Origin of the sequence: Luteimicrobium album (assembly GCF_030161555.1) — a bacterium.
In the GTDB taxonomy this organism is placed as follows: Bacteria; Actinomycetota; Actinomycetes; order Actinomycetales; family Cellulomonadaceae; genus Luteimicrobium; species Luteimicrobium album.
The window spans coordinates 2,556,741-2,570,968 of record NZ_BSUK01000001.1; the positions used below are offsets into that span (position 1 = coordinate 2,556,741).

Consider the following 14,228-nt stretch of genomic DNA (forward strand, 5'->3'; position numbering starts at 1 on the left):
GGCGGGGAGGGCCTAGCTCTCGCCGCGCTGACGTGCGGCGATCCGCTCCTCCTCCTCGAGGACCTGGCGGTGCGTCTCGCGCTCGGCGACGAGCCAGGCGGGCGGGTCGTCGCGGAGCTCGTCGATGTCGGCGGTCGTGAGCGGCTCGGTGATGCCGCCGCGCGCGAGCCCCGCGATCGAGATCCCGAGCCGGCCCGCGACCACCGGGCGCGGGTGCGGGCCCTCGCGGCGCAGCGTCTCGAGCCACGCGGGCGGGTTCTTCTCGAGCTCGGCGAGCTCGTCGCGGGTGACGGCACCCTGCTGGAACTCCTCGGGCGTCGCCGGCAGGTAGATGCCGAGCTTCTTGGCCGCGGTCGCGGGCTTCATGCGGTGGGACGACGGGCGCGCGGCGGGGAGCTCATGCCGCCCAGCGTACCGAGCCGGTGCACGCCGGGCGCCGATAGCCTGGTCGGGTGGACGAGACGGACGACGTGACGCAGGGACCGGACGACGGCCCCACGCCCGACGGCGCGGACGCGCCCCCGGCGTTCCGGCTCGGGTACGTCCCCGGCGCGACCCCGGGCAAGTGGGCCCGGACGTGGGCGCAGCGGCGCCCCGACCTCCCTCTCGACCTCGTGCCCGTCCCGGTGGGCGACGCCGCCGACTTCCTGCGGGGCGGGGCCGTCGACGCGGCGCTCGTGCGCCTGCCCGCCGACCGTGACGACCTGCACGTGATCCCGCTGTACGAGGAGGTGGCGGTCGTCGTCGTGCCGAAGGACCACCTCCTCGCGGCGCTCGAGGAGTCCGAGCACGTGCCGCTCGCCGAGCTCGACGACGAGGTGCTGCTCCAGCCCGCCGACGACGTTCTCGCCTGGCCCGGGCCCGTCCCCGGCCGCCGCCCGGTCGAACAGCCCACCACGACGGGGCTCGCCGTCGAGCTCGTCGCCGCGGGGGTCGGGGTGCTCGTCGTGCCCCAGTCGCTGGCCCGGCTGCACCACCGCAAGGACCTCACGTACCGCCTGCTCGACGACGCACCCTCTGCGCCCGTCGCCCTCGCCTGGCCCGTGGACGCCACGACCGACGACGTCGACGACTTCGTGGGGATCGTCCGCGGCCGGACGGCCAACTCGTCACGCGGGCGGCGGGTGGAGGACGCGGAGCCGGCGTCGAAGGGCCGGGCGGCGTCGTCGTCGGCGAAGCGCCCGAAGGACGGCGGGGGCCACGGCCGCGGCGCCGCGAAGGGCCGCAGCGGCAAGCCGGGTGCGCGGCGCACCGGAGGGTCGCGGCGCCGGCCGCGCTGAGCGACGCGCCGCCGCGGACCGTGCCCCGGCGGCGGAAGCGGGAGAGGGTGAGGACATGGGACGTCGCGACGACTACCGCGCCGACCTGACCGCGCTCCTCGTCGTCGGCGACAGCACCGACGAGGCGGTCGGCGACGCGCTGCGCGCCTACCTCGCCGAGCGGTCCGGGCTGCCGGGCCCGCGCGCGAACCTCGAGCTGGTCGCGGTGTGCGCCGACGTCCTGCCCGGGTCTCTCCTGCGGGTGCTCGCCGGGTCGGGCGACGAGTACGAGCGCGTGTGCGGCGTCGTTGGGCTGGGGCGGCTCCTGCTCGAGGCGGACGACGACGGCCCCGCGGCCCGGGCGCTCGTCGACCGGCTCCGGTCGGCGGCGGCGTCGGACGGCTGGCGCGAGCGGGAGGCGGTCGCGATGGCGCTGCAGCGACTCGGCGACGCGGACCCCGCGCGGCTGCGCCGAGTCGTGGGTGCGTGGGCCGAGGGGCCGGACCCGCTGGTCGCGCGGGCCGCCGTCGCCGGGGTCTGCGAGCCTCGGCTGCTGCGCGACCCGGACACGGCGGAGGCCGCGATCGGCGCGTGCCGGTCGGCGACGGCGCTGCTCGCCGCGGTCCCCGTCGACCGGCGCCGGGAGCCCGCGGTGCGGACCCTGCGGCAGGCGCTCGGGTACTGCTGGAGCGTCGTCGTCGCCGGGGCGCCCGAGGCGGGGCTGCCCGCGTTCGAGGACGTCGGGACCCTCGCGGCCGACGACCGCGACCTCGACTGGGTCGTCCGCTCCAACCTCCGCAAGGCCCGCCTGCAGCGCGCCCTGGTCGCCGCGGGCCGCGCCATCGAGTGACGTTCCCGTCTCCGTCGGCGGACACGGCGTCGCCCTCGGTGGCGGGGAATCGCGCCCGTGGTACGGTCCGCGCGGCGGCGGGCTACGCCGTCGGACCGGAGTCCTTGGAGGTGGCGCGTGCGAAGCCGTGTCCAGGCCTGGGCGCGCGCGTATCCGTCGCGGCTCGGGACGGCAGCGTCCCTCGTGGCGCTCGTGTTCGCGTGCGCCTCCCTGACGCCGAGCCTCATCCCGCGGGGCTGGGCGGTCCAGGGCGCGCTCACGGGTCTCGTCGCGGTCTCCGGGTACGGGATCGGTGCGGTCCTGGGCTGGCTCGTGCGGTCGTTCGACCTGCGCGACCGGCTCGCCCCCGCGCGTCGGCCCGTGCGGCGCGTGGTCGCGGTCGTGGCACCGGTCGCGCTCGTCGTGTCCGTTGTCGCGGGCGCACGCTGGGACCAGGACGTCCGGGCGGCCCTGGGGATGCCGTCGGTGTCGGCGTGGGGCTCCTGGGCGTACGTGCTGGTGCCGTTCGTGGCGGTCGCCGTCGCCGTGCCCGTGCTCGCGTTCGCCCGCTGGCTGCGGAACGTGACCCGCCGGCTCGCCCGGCTCGTGGGCCGGGTGGTGCCCGCGTCGATCGCCCGTGCGGTGTCGGTCGTGGTGGTGGGCGCCCTGGCGTGGGGCGTGTTCTCGGGCGTGATCTGGGACGGCGTCCTGAACGCGCTCAACGCGTCGTTCGCCGCGGTCAACGCCTCCTACGACCCCGGCGTCGAGCGCCCGGCGGCGGCCGAGCGGTCCGGCTCGCCCGACTCCCTGGAGTCCTGGGACCACCTGGGGCGCGAGGGCCGCCGGTTCGTCACGGGCGGCCCGACGACGGCGCAGCTCGCGGACTTCGAGTCCGCCCTCCCGTCGGGCACGGACGTGGGCGCGAGCGAGGTCAAGGAGCCCATCCGCGTCTACGCCGGCAAGGAGGACGACGTCGAGGACAGCGCGGCACGGGTCGTCGCCGAGCTCGACCGGACGCACGCCTGGGACCGGAAGTACCTGCTCGTCGTCACCACGACCGGCTCCGGCTGGGTCGACTGGAGCATGGCCGACACGTTCGAGCTCCTCCACGGCGGCGACACCGCGATCGCGACCATGCAGTACTCGAACCTCCCGAGCTGGCTCAGCTTCATCGGCGACCGCGAGCACCCCGCGCACGCCGGGCTCGCGCTGTTCGACGCGATCTACGCGCGCTGGTCGCAGCTCCCCGCGGACCACCGCCCGAAGCTCGAGGTCTCGGGCATCTCGCTGGGCTCGTTCGGCATGCAGGCGGCCTTCAGCAGCCCGCACGACGTCGCGAGCCGCACCGACGGCGCGCTGTTCGTCGGGACCCCGAGCTTCACCCCGATGTGGCGCTCCGTCACGGACGGCAGGGACGCCGGGACGCCGGAGGTCGCTCCCGTGATCGACGCGGGGGCGCAGGTCCGCTTCCTCACGGGTCCGCCGGGCAGCTCGGGCGACCCGCTCGCGCTGCCCGCGACCTGGCAGGAGCCCCGGGTCGTCTACGCGCAGCACCCGTCCGACGGCGTGACCTGGTGGTCGCCCGAGACGATCTGGGACCGGCCGGACTGGCTGTCGGAGCCGCGCGGACGAGGTGTCGTCCCCGCGACCCGGTGGTTCCCGGTCGTGACGTTCGAGCAGCTCACGGTGGACCTGTTCTTCGCCGCCGGCGCCGACGTGCCGATGGGCTCCGGTCACCATTTCGAGCTCGAGTACGCGCAGGGATTCGCGGCGCTCGGCGCCCCCGACGGGTGGACCGACGCGGACACCGCGTTCCTGCAGAGCGTCGTCGAGCAGCGTGAGCCGCGCTTCTGACCTGCGGTTCGGCGGCGTGCTAGCGTGCGCGCACGACCGGTGCGCAGGCCCGGCGCAGGGCGCCGGCCGCGGCCGGCAGGCAGGGGGACCGCAGAATGTTCGCACTCGACGACCTCGGTGGCTTCGGCGACTCCGTCGACGGAGGGCAGAATCCGATGCTTCCGTCCGGCTACGACACGATCTTCAGCGTCGTCCTGGTCGTCATCGTGCTGGCCGCCGTCGTGATCGTGGTGCTCGCGGTGCTCCGTGCGTTGCGCCTCCGGAAGGCCGGGATCAACCCGCTCTCCACCGAGGGTGAGCTCATGGCCCACGTGCTGCGCGGCGACCTCCCTGCCACGCCCCCGCCGGGCGCCGCGGCAGCGAGCGCGATGACGGTGGCCTTCGGCCAGGCGTCGTCCGCCACCGGCGCCAGTCCCACGTCGACGGGTGGTCGCCCGCTCGAGGTGCGCCTCGCCGAGCTCGACGACCTCGCACGGCGTGGTGTCATCAGCGCCGACGAGCACGCGACCGCGCGCCGGGACCTCCTTTCCCACGGCTGACCGGGCGCGACGAGCACGGCCGCGACGCGTGTTCCGCCAGCCCGTGCGAGCACGGTGCCGGGCCGTAGGGTGATCCCGTGAGCGCCACCCCTGCCCCACCGCCCGGCCCCGCCGCGTCCACCGACGCCGCGTCGTCCGTGCCCCCGTCGGTCCGTTCCGCCGCCGCCTGGTCGTGGCGCTTCCTCGCGATCGCCGGTGCGCTCGTCGTCGTCGGGTACGTCGTCATCGTGCTCAAGGTGATCGTCGTGCCGGTCGCGATCGCGCTCATGCTGACGGTCCTGCTGACGCCTGTGGTGCGGTTCTGCGAGAACAAGCTCCACTTCTCCCGGGCGCTCGCGTGCGCGACGGCGCTGCTCGGCCTCGTGATCGTCGTCCTCGGGCTCGTCGCGGCCGCCGGCGGGTCCATCGCGTCCGGGTTCGGGGACCTCAAGGACCAGGCGCAGGCGGGCTTCGACCAGTTCATGGACTGGCTCCGCACGGGCCCCCTCAACCTCGACGCCGACGACATCACGAAGTACGTCAACACCGCGACGAAGTCCCTCTCGTCGAACACGAGCACCTGGGTGTCGGGTGCGCTCGGCGCCGCCGTGACGGTCGGCCACGTGGCAGCGGGCACCCTGATCGCCCTGTTCTGCACGTTCTTCTTCCTGCACGACGGCCGGACCATCTGGGGCTGGGTCGTCGGCCTCCTCCCGTACGGGGCCCGGGACCGCGTGCACCAGGCCGGCCGGCGCGGGCTCGTCTCGCTGTCCGCCTACACGCGGACGCAGATCCTCGTGGCGTTCGTGGACGCCGTCGGGATCGGTCTGGGCGCCCTGATCCTGGGGGTCCCGCTCGCCCTGCCGCTCGGGATCCTCGTGTTCGTCGGGTCGTTCGTGCCGATCGTGGGCGCCGTCGTCACGGGCGCGGTTGCGGTGCTCGTGGCGCTCGTCGCGAAGAGCTGGGTGATCGCGCTCATCATGCTGGGCGTCGTCCTGCTCGTGCAGCAGATCGAGGGCCACGTGCTCCAGCCGTTCCTCATGGGGCACGCCGTGTCGCTGCACCCGGTCGCCGTGCTGCTGTCGGTCGCGGCGGCGTCGTTCGTGGGCGGCATCGTCGGGGCGCTGTTCGCGGTCCCGCTGGTCGCCGTCCTCAACACCGTGACGCTCTACCTGCACGGGCACGACAAGTTCCCCGAGCTCGGCACCGACGACCATCTGACGATCCGGGGAGAGGTACGGCCTCCGACGAACCCGGCCGGATCCCGCCGATGGTGGCCGACGCCGAGCGCGACCTCCCCGAGGACGGCGGGGAGCGCGCGTGACCGCGCCCGGTCCCGCCCCTGTCAGGCTCGCCGAGGTCCGCGCCGCGGCCGAGCTGCTCGACGGCGTCGTACGCCGCACCCCGTGCTGGCGTCGCGCGCGCTGTCCGACGCGGCCGGGCTGCCCGTGCTCCTCAAGGCCGAGAACCTGCAGCGCGCCGGCTCGTTCAAGGTGCGTGGCGCGTACGTGCGCATGGCGCGGCTCTCCGAGGACGAGAAGGCCCGCGGGGTCGTGGCCGCGAGCGCCGGGAACCACGCGCAGGGCGTGGCGCTCGCCGCGCGCCTGCTGGGGCTGCGCGCCGTCGTCTACATGCCCGTCGACGCGGCCCTGCCGAAGGTCGCCGCCACGCGCGACTACGGCGCCGAGGTCCGGCTCGTCGGGGCGTCGGTGGACGAGGCGCTCGTCGCGGCCCGCGCGGAGTCGGAGCGCACGGGCGCGGTCCTGATCCACCCGTTCGACCACACAGACGTCGTCGCGGGGCAGGGCACGCTCGCGCTCGAGCTCCTCGAGCAGGTGCCCGACGTGCGGACCGTGCTCGTTCCCGCGGGCGGCGGCGGCCTCGTGGCCGGGATCGCGACCGTGCTGGCCGAGCTGGCGCCTCAGGTCCGCGTCGTCGCGGTCCAGACGCAGCGGGTCCCCGCGTTCGCGGAGTCGCTGCGTGCGGGCCGTCCCGTCGCCGTGCCGGTGCGTCCGACCATGGCGGACGGCATCGCCGTGGGGCGGCCCGGCGACGTCCCGTTCGAGGTGCTCCAGCGGCTCGGCGTCGAGGTGCGCGAGGTGTCCGAGGAGGACCTGTCGCACGCGCTGCTGCTGGTCGCGGAGCGGTCCAAGCTTGTCGTCGAGCCGGCCGGGGCCGCGGGCGTCGCGGCGCTGCTCGCCGCGGGCTCGGCGGGGGAGAGCCGTTGGAGGGACCCGTCGTCGCGGTCCTCTCGGGCGGGAACATCGACCCGCTCGTGCTGCTGCGCGTGATCCGGCACGGCATGGTCGCCGCGGGGCGCTACCTCAAGATGCGCGTCATGCTCGACGACCGCCCCGGCTCCCTCGCGCGCCTGCTCGGAGAGCTCGCGGGGCTCGGCGGGAACATCATGCACATCGACCACACCCGCACCGACGTGGGGCTCGGGCTCAACGACGTGTGGGTGCCGATGCAGATCGAGACCAAGGGTCCCGAGCACTGCGACGACATCGTGTCGCGGCTGCGCGAGGTCGGGTACCGGGTCGTCCGGGACTGACGTCCGTGGGCGACCCCGTGGTCGCCGATGGTGACGTGCCGTGGTCGGGTTCGCGGGCGGAGGACCGCGTCACGCCTTCACCGCGGCTGCTCAGCGCTCCGTCGCCGCCTTCGCGACGCGCTCGAGCGGCGTGAGCGCCTCGGAGACGGCACGGAGCTCGTCCGGTCCGAGGTCCGCGATGAGCTCGGCGACGATCCCCGCGCGCTCGGTCCGCACGTCCTGGACGACCCCGTTGCCCGCGTCGGTGAGGTGCAGGAGCACGGAGCGGGCGTCGTCGGGCGCGGGACTGCGCTCGAGGAGGCCACGGGACTCGAGGAGCGCGACGATGCGGGTCATCGCGGGCGCGCCCATGCGCTCGATGCGGGCGAGGTCGCTGGGCCGCTGCGGGCCGAGCCGCTCGATCGTCGCGAGGGTCGAGAAGTGCCCGGCGGACAGGTCGCCGTGCGTGGGGCGGATGCGCCGCGCGACGCGGCCGACGACGACCGCGAGGCGTGCGGCGACGTCCGACGGGTCCGGGGAGGTGCTCACGCGGGGGATCCTCCCACGCCGGGGGCGTCAGCGCCGAGTCCGTGCGTTCCCCCTGCCCCGACGCCGGCCCCCTCGCTCGGCACCGGGGCCGCCGCGGCGACGGACGGGCCCTCGCCCTCCTCGACCACCGCGTCGGGCGCGCCGACCGGCTCGGTGCCGGTGCCGTCGTCGTGCACGTACCGCTTGCCGCGGAACAGCGACGCGACCGCGCCGACGAGCGACATGGCGGCGGCGACCGTGAAGACGACGACGAGGCCGTGGTGGAACGCGTCGGAGATGAGCTGGGGGAAGAACTCCTTGCCGACGAGCGCGTCCTGGTCGGCCTGGGGGAGCTGGGACAGCGTGTCGGAGCCGAGCAGCGACTGGATCGGGTTGTAACCGAGGAACGCGGCGAACAGGCTGCCGACCGGCGGGAGCTGGGCGACCTGGTCGGCGACGCCGGCGGGCACGTGGTGCGCGGTGAGCCCGGTGCGCAGGGCGTCGGGGAGCGTCGAGGCGAGGCCGACGATCATGAGCGAGAAGAACACACCGATGGACAGCGACGAGCCGGCGTTCTGCACGGTGCCCGCCACGCCGGACGCCGCTCCGCGCTCGCTCGCCGGGACCGCGTTCATGATCGCGGAGCGGTTGGGCGCGCCGAACATGCCCGACCCGATGCCGGACAGCAGCGTGATGATCGCGAACTGCCAGTACTCGAAGTTCACGGGCAGGAAGATCAGCGCCACGAAGGTCGCCGCGACGAGCAGGAGGCCGCCGGACGCGAACCCGCGCGCCCCGAACCGGTCGGACAGCGTGCCCGAGAGCGGGCCGGCGAGCAGGAACCCGATGGTGATCGGGAGGAGGTAGATGCCCGCCCACAGGGGGTGTCCTCGTAGGAGAAGCCGTGCCGGGGCAGCCAGATGCCCTGCAGCCAGATGATGAGCATGAACTGCAGCCCGCCGCGGCCGATCGACGCCATGAGCCCGGCGAGGTTGCCCATCGAGAACGCGCGGATGCGGAACAGGCGCATGTCGAGCATCGGGGCCTTGACGCGCAGCTCGATGAAGACGAACACGACGAGCAGCGCGATGCCGCCGATGATGGCCGACAGGACCCACGGGTTGGTCCAGCCGGTGGAGTGGCCGCCGTAGGGCTGGATGCCGTAGGTGATGCCGGTGAGCAGGGCGGTGAGGCCGACGGCGAACGTGAGGTTGCCGGGCCAGTCGAGCTTGCCGGGGTTGCGCGTCCCGGTCTCGTGCAGCGAGCGGTAGGACCAGATCGTCCCGATGACGCCGATCGGGACGCTCACCCAGAACACGGCACGCCAGTCCACGACGGCGAGGAGGCCGCCCACGAGCAGCCCGATGAACGAGCCGGCGATGGCGGCGACCTGGTTGATGCCGAGGGCCATGCCGCGGCGGTCGGCGGGGAACGCGTCCGTGATGATCGCGGTCGAGTTCGCGAACAGCATCGCGCCGCCCACGCCCTGCAGGATGCGCCACGCAATGAGCCACAGGGCGCCGTGACCCCCGTGGAACGGGTCGAAGGACAGCAGGATCGACCCGGCCGTGAACACCACGAAGCCGAGGTTGTAGACACGCACCCGCCCGAACATGTCGCCCAGGCGCCCGAACGTCGTGACCAGGACCGCCGTCACGAGCATGTAGCCCATGAGGATCCACAGCAGGTAGCTGACGTTGCCCGCCTGGAGCGGGTCGAGGTCGATGCCCTTGAAGATCGCGGGCAGCGAGATCAGCACGATCGAGGCGTTGATCGTCGCCATCAGCATGCCGAGGGTGGTGTTGGACAGCGCGACCCACTTGTAGCGGGGGTGGTCCTTGGGCAGGAAGAGCGAGCGCGAGTTCACGGGTCTCCGGACAGCACGATTCGAGGAAAGTTGCGATGTGCCAAGCAGTTTACGCCCGCGCGGCGCGGGGCGGAGGCGGTGTCCGGATCGCGGTGGTCCCACGCCCGGCGCGGGGGCCGTGCACGACGACTGCCGGTGAGCGGTCACGATCGGCAGCTTCGCGTTCCGTTCAGTGCAGATCGTGACCGCTCGGCTGGCGGTCCGCCCGTCGAGCGCCCCGTCAGAGCGGGACGCCGACGATTCTCGGACGTTCCAGCGCCCGGATCGCCGGTGGGATGCGCGCCGGGTCGGGGCAACCCTGGAGCGCGAAGGCCTCACGGAGGCGCTCGCACGTCACCCACCAGCGCGCGCCCACGTCGGTCGCGTACAGGACCACCGATCGCCATCCGTACCGCTCCATCGCCTCCCGGCGTGCGGTGTCGGATCCGAGCCGGCTGCGCGAGACGTGGCTCGCGCCGTCGTACTCGATCGCGACCCGGACCTGCGGCCAGCACAGGTCGGGCCGCGCGATCCAGGCGCCGTCGGGCCCGACGAGGTCGGCACCGACGACGGGCCGGGGAAAGCCGGAGGCGATCGCCCGGAGGCGGGTCCGGGTCTCCATGGACGAGTCGACGAACGTGCTCGCCTCCGCCAGGGCGCGTCGTAGCCGGCCGACGCCCCGCTCGCCGGGGATGGACCGCACGATCGACACGAGGTCGCGGGGCCGCAGGCCGTAGCGCGGCAGGTCGGTCAGCGGGTGGCACGAGAGCAGCGCGTCCGTGAGGACGACGAGCTCCTCGTGGTCGGGCTCGACACCCGCGACCGGATGGCCGTCCGCGGCGAGATCGACCGCGCCGAGGTCACGCCACGTCCGGCCGGGGCTCGTGACCGGGACGCCCTTGGTGCTTGTGACCTCCGCGGCTCCGAGCCCCCGGTGCGCGACGACCCGCGGCGTACGTAGGACCCGGTCGGCTCCGGCCCCGGTCACGTGGAGCTCCTGCCTCTGCTCGGCGGCCGCACTCACCGGCAGCTTCCACAGGCGTGCCGCCGTGAGGTGGGAGAACGCCGCACCGCCGGGCAGGAGCAGGGCGACGGCGCGGCACACCGCGACGAGGTCGTCCGCGAGGTCGGCGTCCATGCGGACTCCCGGCACGGGCGTGTGCAGCGACCTCGACCGCAGCGCTCCCGGTGGGATTCCGTTCGCGACGGCGTCCCTCACGAGGAAGGGGAGCTGCGGCAGGTCGGCGCGTGGGCGGGGCTGTCGGGGCGTCATCGGCCCAGCGTTGACCCACCACCGCCGGGGCGGCCGCCGCGTCGTGAGGCTGTGGATGGTGCGTGCGCCTGTGGGCGACGCTCACCGCGTCAGGATAGACTCACCCGGGGCGTACGCCTCACGCGTCCCCAACCCCATCCCGTGCACGACGACGCCCGGCCCCTCCGTGCGGGAGGTGACCGGGCGTCGTCGTGGGCCGGGAGCGGGTGCTCAGCCCTGGAAAGGCTTGGCGTCGACGATCTCGACAGGGATCTCGTTGCCGTTCGGCGCGGTGTAGCTCGTCTTGTCGCCCACGGACTTGCCGTTGATGGCGGCGCCGAGCGCGGAACCGGGCGAGAACACGTCGATGTCGGTGGTGCCGGCGATCTCGCGCGAGCCGAGGAGGAACACCATCTCGTCGCCCGCGACCTTGGCGGTGACGAGCATGCCGGGCTCGACGGTGCCGTTGTCGGGTGGGGTGCCGATCTGTGCGGTGCGCAGCTTCTCGGTGAGCTCGCGGATGCGGGCCTCGTTCTTCGCCTGCTCCTCGCGCGCGGCGTGGTAGCCGCCGTTCTCCTTGAGGTCGCCCTCGTCGCGCGCAGCGGCGATCCGCTCGGCGATCTCGGTGCGCCCGGGGCCGGAGAGTCGGTCGAGCTCGGCCTGGAGCCTGTCGTGGGCCTCCTGGGTCAGCCAGGTGACGGAGGTGTCGGTCACGGTTCGCTCCTTCCTGCGAGAGCGTGTCGTCGCGGAGAGTTCCGCGAGGTGATGAGAATCACGCGTGCAACCCCGTGGGGTGGCACGCGCTGAATGTCCCAGGGTATCAAAGCGGGCGTCGGCCCGGGCGGAGGCTCAGTCGGCGGTGCGGCAGGAGTCGGCCGTCCCGGTCACCGCGCGCTCCGCCGTGGCGACGGTCGCGGTGTACCGGGTGACCTGGTCCTTGGCGGCCGGGATGTGCACGTCCTTGCTCCCGACCTGTGCGTGGTCGTCGTTGAGGGCCTCGAGCGTGCAGACCACAGCGGTGCCCGGCTTGGTGGTGACGCTGAAGGTCACGTCGACGCTCTGCGCGTCCTTGACCTGGTAGCCGTACGTCTCGACGCTGACCCCGGTGCTTTGTGCGAGCCCGAACCAGACCAGGACCCCGATCGCGGCCGCCACGACGACGGCGAGCAGCGTGATGACGACGGCGCGGCGCGGGCCACGGCGCGTGGACGCGGGTCCGTAGCGCCCCGGAGGGAGCGAGGTGGCGGTCATGGACCCATTGTCTCCGACTATCCTCGACGGTGTTCCCAGTACGCCGTCCCCTGGAGCCACACGTGTCCGTCGCACCCGAGAGCGGTGGCGCCCCTGAGCGGCTGCGCCTCATGGCCGTGCACGCCCACCCCGACGACGAGTCGAGCAAGGGCGCCGCGACCGCGGCACGCTACGCCGCCGAGGGCGTCGACGTCCTCGTCGTGAGCTGCACGGGCGGGGAGCGCGGCGACGTGCTCAACCCGTCCTTCGGTCCCGGCCCGACGTCGCTCGAGGGCATGCGCGAGCTGCGCCGCTCCGAGATGGCGCGGGCGCGCGAGGCGCTGGGCGTCCAGCAGCGGTGGCTCGGCTTCGTCGACTCCGGCCTGCCCGAGGGCGACCCGCTCCCGCCGCTGCCCGAGGGCAGCTTCGGCCTGCAGCCCGTCGAGGTGGCGGCCCGTCCGCTCGTCGAGCTCGTCCGGGCGTTCCGACCGCACGTCATGACGACGTACGACCCGAGCGGCGGCTATCCGCACCCCGACCACATCATGTGCCACAAGGTCGCGTTCGAGGCCTTCGAGAAGGCGGGCGACCCGTCGTGCTACCCGGGCACGGGCGCGCCGTGGGAGGTCTTCAAGCTGTACTACAACCACGACTTCTCGCTCACGCGCATGCGCACCATCCACGAGGCCATGGAGGGCCAGGGCCTCGTCTCGCCGTTCGGCGACTGGATCGAGTCGCGCGCCGCGCGCGAGATCCCCGAGCGCCCGGTCACGACCCGCGTCGAGGTGTCCGCGTACTTCCCGCAGCGCGACGCGGCGCTCGTCGCGCACGCGAGCCAGATCGACCCCGAGGGCTTCTTCTTCGCGGTGCCCCGCGACCTCGAGGCCGACGTGTGGCCGTGGGAGGAGTACGAGCTCGCGGAGTCCCGGGTCCCGACGACGCTCCCCGAGGACGACCTGTTCGCGGGGGTCCGGGACGTGGTGGAGACCGTGGGCGCGACCGTGTCGACCGAGGGAGAGCACGCATGACCGGCCGGATCGCCGCGGTGGCGTGGCACGTCGCCAGCGCCGTGACCCCGACGCCCGCACCGAACGACGACCTCGAGACCACCGGCGGGGGTGGGAGCGACAGCTTCGCGTTCTTCGTCGTGTCGATCCTGCTGGCGCTCGCCTGCATCGGGATCGGCCTGCTCATGGCGCGCCAGCTCCGGCGGATGAACCGCAACTACACGCGCAAGGTCGAGGACGGCGAGCTCGAGCCCGAGCACGACCGCCCGGCGTCGGGCATCGCGACGTCGCAGAACCCCGAGGGCTGGCGCGGTCCCGACTCGTCACCCGGGCGCGGCCCCGACGGCGGTCCTTCGGACGGCCGCGGCTCGTCCGGCGTGTCCTGAGACCGGTCGCATGCCCACCGTGCCCGAACGCCCCGAGGACCGCCCGGCGCCCGTCTCCCTCCGGCTGACGCTCGCCCAGGTCGCCTCGACGCGCGACGGCGCGACCAACCTCGCGCTGGCACGCGCCGCGGTGCGCCGGGCCGCCGACGACGGCGCACACGTCGTCGTCCTGCCGGAGTACGCGTCGGCGTTCGACCCGCACGGGCCGGACCCCGAGCTCGCGGAGCCGCTCGACGGCCGGTTCGTCGAGGGACTCCGGGCCGCGGCCCGGGACGCCGGCGTCGCGGTCGTCGCGGGGACCACGGTGCCGGGCGAGGACCCGGCGCGGGCGGTCAACGTCGTGGTCGGTGTCGGCAGCGACGGGGCGCTCGTCGGGGCGTACCGCAAGGTGCACCTGTACGACGCGTTCGGGCAGCGCGAGTCGGACCGCCTCGAGCCGGGGCCGGCGGGCGCGCCGCCGCTCGTCCTGGACCGCACGTCGTGGGCGCCCGACGCCACGGACGGCGCCCCGGGGCTCTTCGCGGGCGTGCTGACGTGCTACGACCTGCGCTTCCCCGAGTCGGCGCGCCGCCTCGTCGACGCGGGCGCCGACGTGCTCCTCGTCCCCGCGGCGTGGGCCGCTCCGTCGAGCCCGGAGCGGGCCGCCGAGCGTGCAGCGAAGGCCGACCACTGGCGCACGCTCCTGCGGGCGCGGGCGATCGAGAACACGGCGTTCGTGGTCGGGGTCGGGCAGTGCGGCCCCGGCGTGCTGGGCCGGTCGCTCGTGGTCGCGCCCGACGGCGAGGTGCTGGCCGAGGCCGGCGAGGAGCCCGGGTATGTCACCGTCGAGCTCGACCCCCGCCGCCTGGGCGAGGTCCGCGCGACGAACCCGTCACTCGTGAACCGGCGCTACGTCGTCGTGCCCCGGTAAGCGGGCTGCGAGGGGGACGGGGCCTGAGGGCTGCGCGCGATCGTGGCGGGCCTGGCGGGAGCCGAGCGACGCACGA

The 14,228-nt window shown here is 74.3% G+C and carries 14 protein-coding genes and 2 pseudogenes; 9 read left to right on the forward strand and 7 right to left on the reverse strand.

Going from position 1 to position 14,228, the window contains the following annotated elements; translation table 11 throughout:
• Positions 1-12: 12 nt before the first annotated feature.
• Entirely contained in the window at positions 13-366 is a 354-nt protein-coding gene (locus tag QQK45_RS13210) for a DUF5997 family protein (RefSeq protein WP_284293650.1), read from the reverse strand.
• Between the two features lie 86 nt (positions 367-452).
• On the opposite strand from QQK45_RS13210, the gene QQK45_RS13215 reads away from it, so the two are divergent.
• The 6 genes and pseudogenes from QQK45_RS13215 to ilvA all read left to right on the forward strand — a co-directional run bounded on the left by QQK45_RS13215 (position 453) and on the right by ilvA (position 7,014).
• Entirely contained in the window at positions 453-1,280 is an 828-nt protein-coding gene (locus QQK45_RS13215; RefSeq protein WP_284293651.1) for a LysR substrate-binding domain-containing protein, read from the forward strand.
• A 55-nt stretch (positions 1,281-1,335) separates the two neighbouring features.
• Positions 1,336-2,109, forward strand: coding sequence for a HEAT repeat domain-containing protein (locus QQK45_RS13220; RefSeq protein WP_284293652.1), 774 nt, complete (start codon positions 1,336-1,338; stop codon positions 2,107-2,109).
• A 117-nt stretch (positions 2,110-2,226) separates the two neighbouring features.
• Positions 2,227-3,942 carry an alpha/beta hydrolase gene (locus QQK45_RS13225; RefSeq protein WP_284293653.1) on the forward strand — a complete coding sequence of 572 codons (1,716 nt, stop codon included), beginning with the start codon at positions 2,227-2,229 and terminating at the stop codon, positions 3,940-3,942.
• 95 nt (positions 3,943-4,037) lie between these two features.
• Positions 4,038-4,481 carry a hypothetical protein gene (locus QQK45_RS13230; RefSeq protein ID WP_284293654.1) on the forward strand — a complete coding sequence of 148 codons (444 nt, stop codon included), beginning with the start codon at positions 4,038-4,040 and terminating at the stop codon, positions 4,479-4,481.
• 137 nt (positions 4,482-4,618) lie between these two features.
• Positions 4,619-5,614: pseudogene (locus tag QQK45_RS13235) on the forward strand (AI-2E family transporter); the annotation flags it as partial.
• Positions 5,615-5,780: 166 nt separating this feature from the next.
• A pseudogene (gene ilvA, locus QQK45_RS13240) lies at positions 5,781-7,014 on the forward strand (threonine ammonia-lyase).
• A 90-nt stretch (positions 7,015-7,104) separates the two neighbouring features.
• Here the strand turns inward: ilvA and QQK45_RS13245 are convergent.
• From QQK45_RS13245 to QQK45_RS13270, 6 genes are all read right to left on the reverse strand, one after another.
• Complete coding sequence (locus tag QQK45_RS13245; RefSeq protein WP_284293655.1) at positions 7,105-7,542, reverse strand: MarR family winged helix-turn-helix transcriptional regulator; 438 nt, start codon at positions 7,540-7,542, stop codon at positions 7,105-7,107.
• Entirely contained in the window at positions 7,539-8,267 is a 729-nt protein-coding gene (locus QQK45_RS13250; protein ID WP_431310276.1) for an MFS transporter, read from the reverse strand. The genes QQK45_RS13245 and QQK45_RS13250 overlap by 4 nt, the downstream gene beginning before the upstream one ends.
• Positions 8,258-9,388, reverse strand: coding sequence for an MFS transporter (locus QQK45_RS13255; protein WP_284293656.1), 1,131 nt, complete (start codon positions 9,386-9,388; stop codon positions 8,258-8,260). The genes QQK45_RS13250 and QQK45_RS13255 overlap by 10 nt, the downstream gene beginning before the upstream one ends.
• Before the next feature lie 220 nt (positions 9,389-9,608).
• Positions 9,609-10,640 carry a hypothetical protein gene (locus QQK45_RS13260; protein ID WP_284293657.1) on the reverse strand — a complete coding sequence of 344 codons (1,032 nt, stop codon included), beginning with the start codon at positions 10,638-10,640 and terminating at the stop codon, positions 9,609-9,611.
• Positions 10,641-10,850: 210 nt separating this feature from the next.
• The gene (gene greA / locus QQK45_RS13265) at positions 10,851-11,333 is read right to left on the reverse strand and encodes a transcription elongation factor GreA (protein WP_284293658.1); all 483 of its coding nucleotides are present in this window, start codon (positions 11,331-11,333) and stop codon (positions 10,851-10,853) included.
• A gap of 135 nt (positions 11,334-11,468) precedes the next feature.
• On the reverse strand, positions 11,469-11,870 hold the full coding sequence (locus QQK45_RS13270) for a DUF4307 domain-containing protein (RefSeq protein WP_284293660.1): 402 nt from the start codon (positions 11,868-11,870) through the stop codon (positions 11,469-11,471).
• Between the two features lie 110 nt (positions 11,871-11,980).
• Here QQK45_RS13270 and mca point away from each other — a divergent pair, with 110 nt between their 5' ends.
• Genes mca through QQK45_RS13285 form a run of 3 tightly spaced genes read left to right on the forward strand, consistent with a single transcriptional unit; the run spans position 11,981 to position 14,152 of the window.
• Positions 11,981-12,877: a mycothiol conjugate amidase Mca gene (mca, locus tag QQK45_RS13275; RefSeq protein WP_284295049.1), complete on the forward strand. Its 897-nt coding sequence runs from the start codon at positions 11,981-11,983 to the stop codon at positions 12,875-12,877.
• Positions 12,874-13,242, forward strand: a complete 369-nt coding sequence (locus QQK45_RS13280; protein ID WP_284293661.1) for a hypothetical protein — start codon at positions 12,874-12,876, stop codon at positions 13,240-13,242. Before mca ends, QQK45_RS13280 begins: the two co-directional genes overlap by 4 nt.
• A 10-nt stretch (positions 13,243-13,252) precedes the next feature.
• Positions 13,253-14,152, forward strand: coding sequence for a carbon-nitrogen hydrolase family protein (locus QQK45_RS13285; protein WP_284293662.1), 900 nt, complete (start codon positions 13,253-13,255; stop codon positions 14,150-14,152).
• The last annotated feature ends 76 nt before the right edge of the window (positions 14,153-14,228 follow it).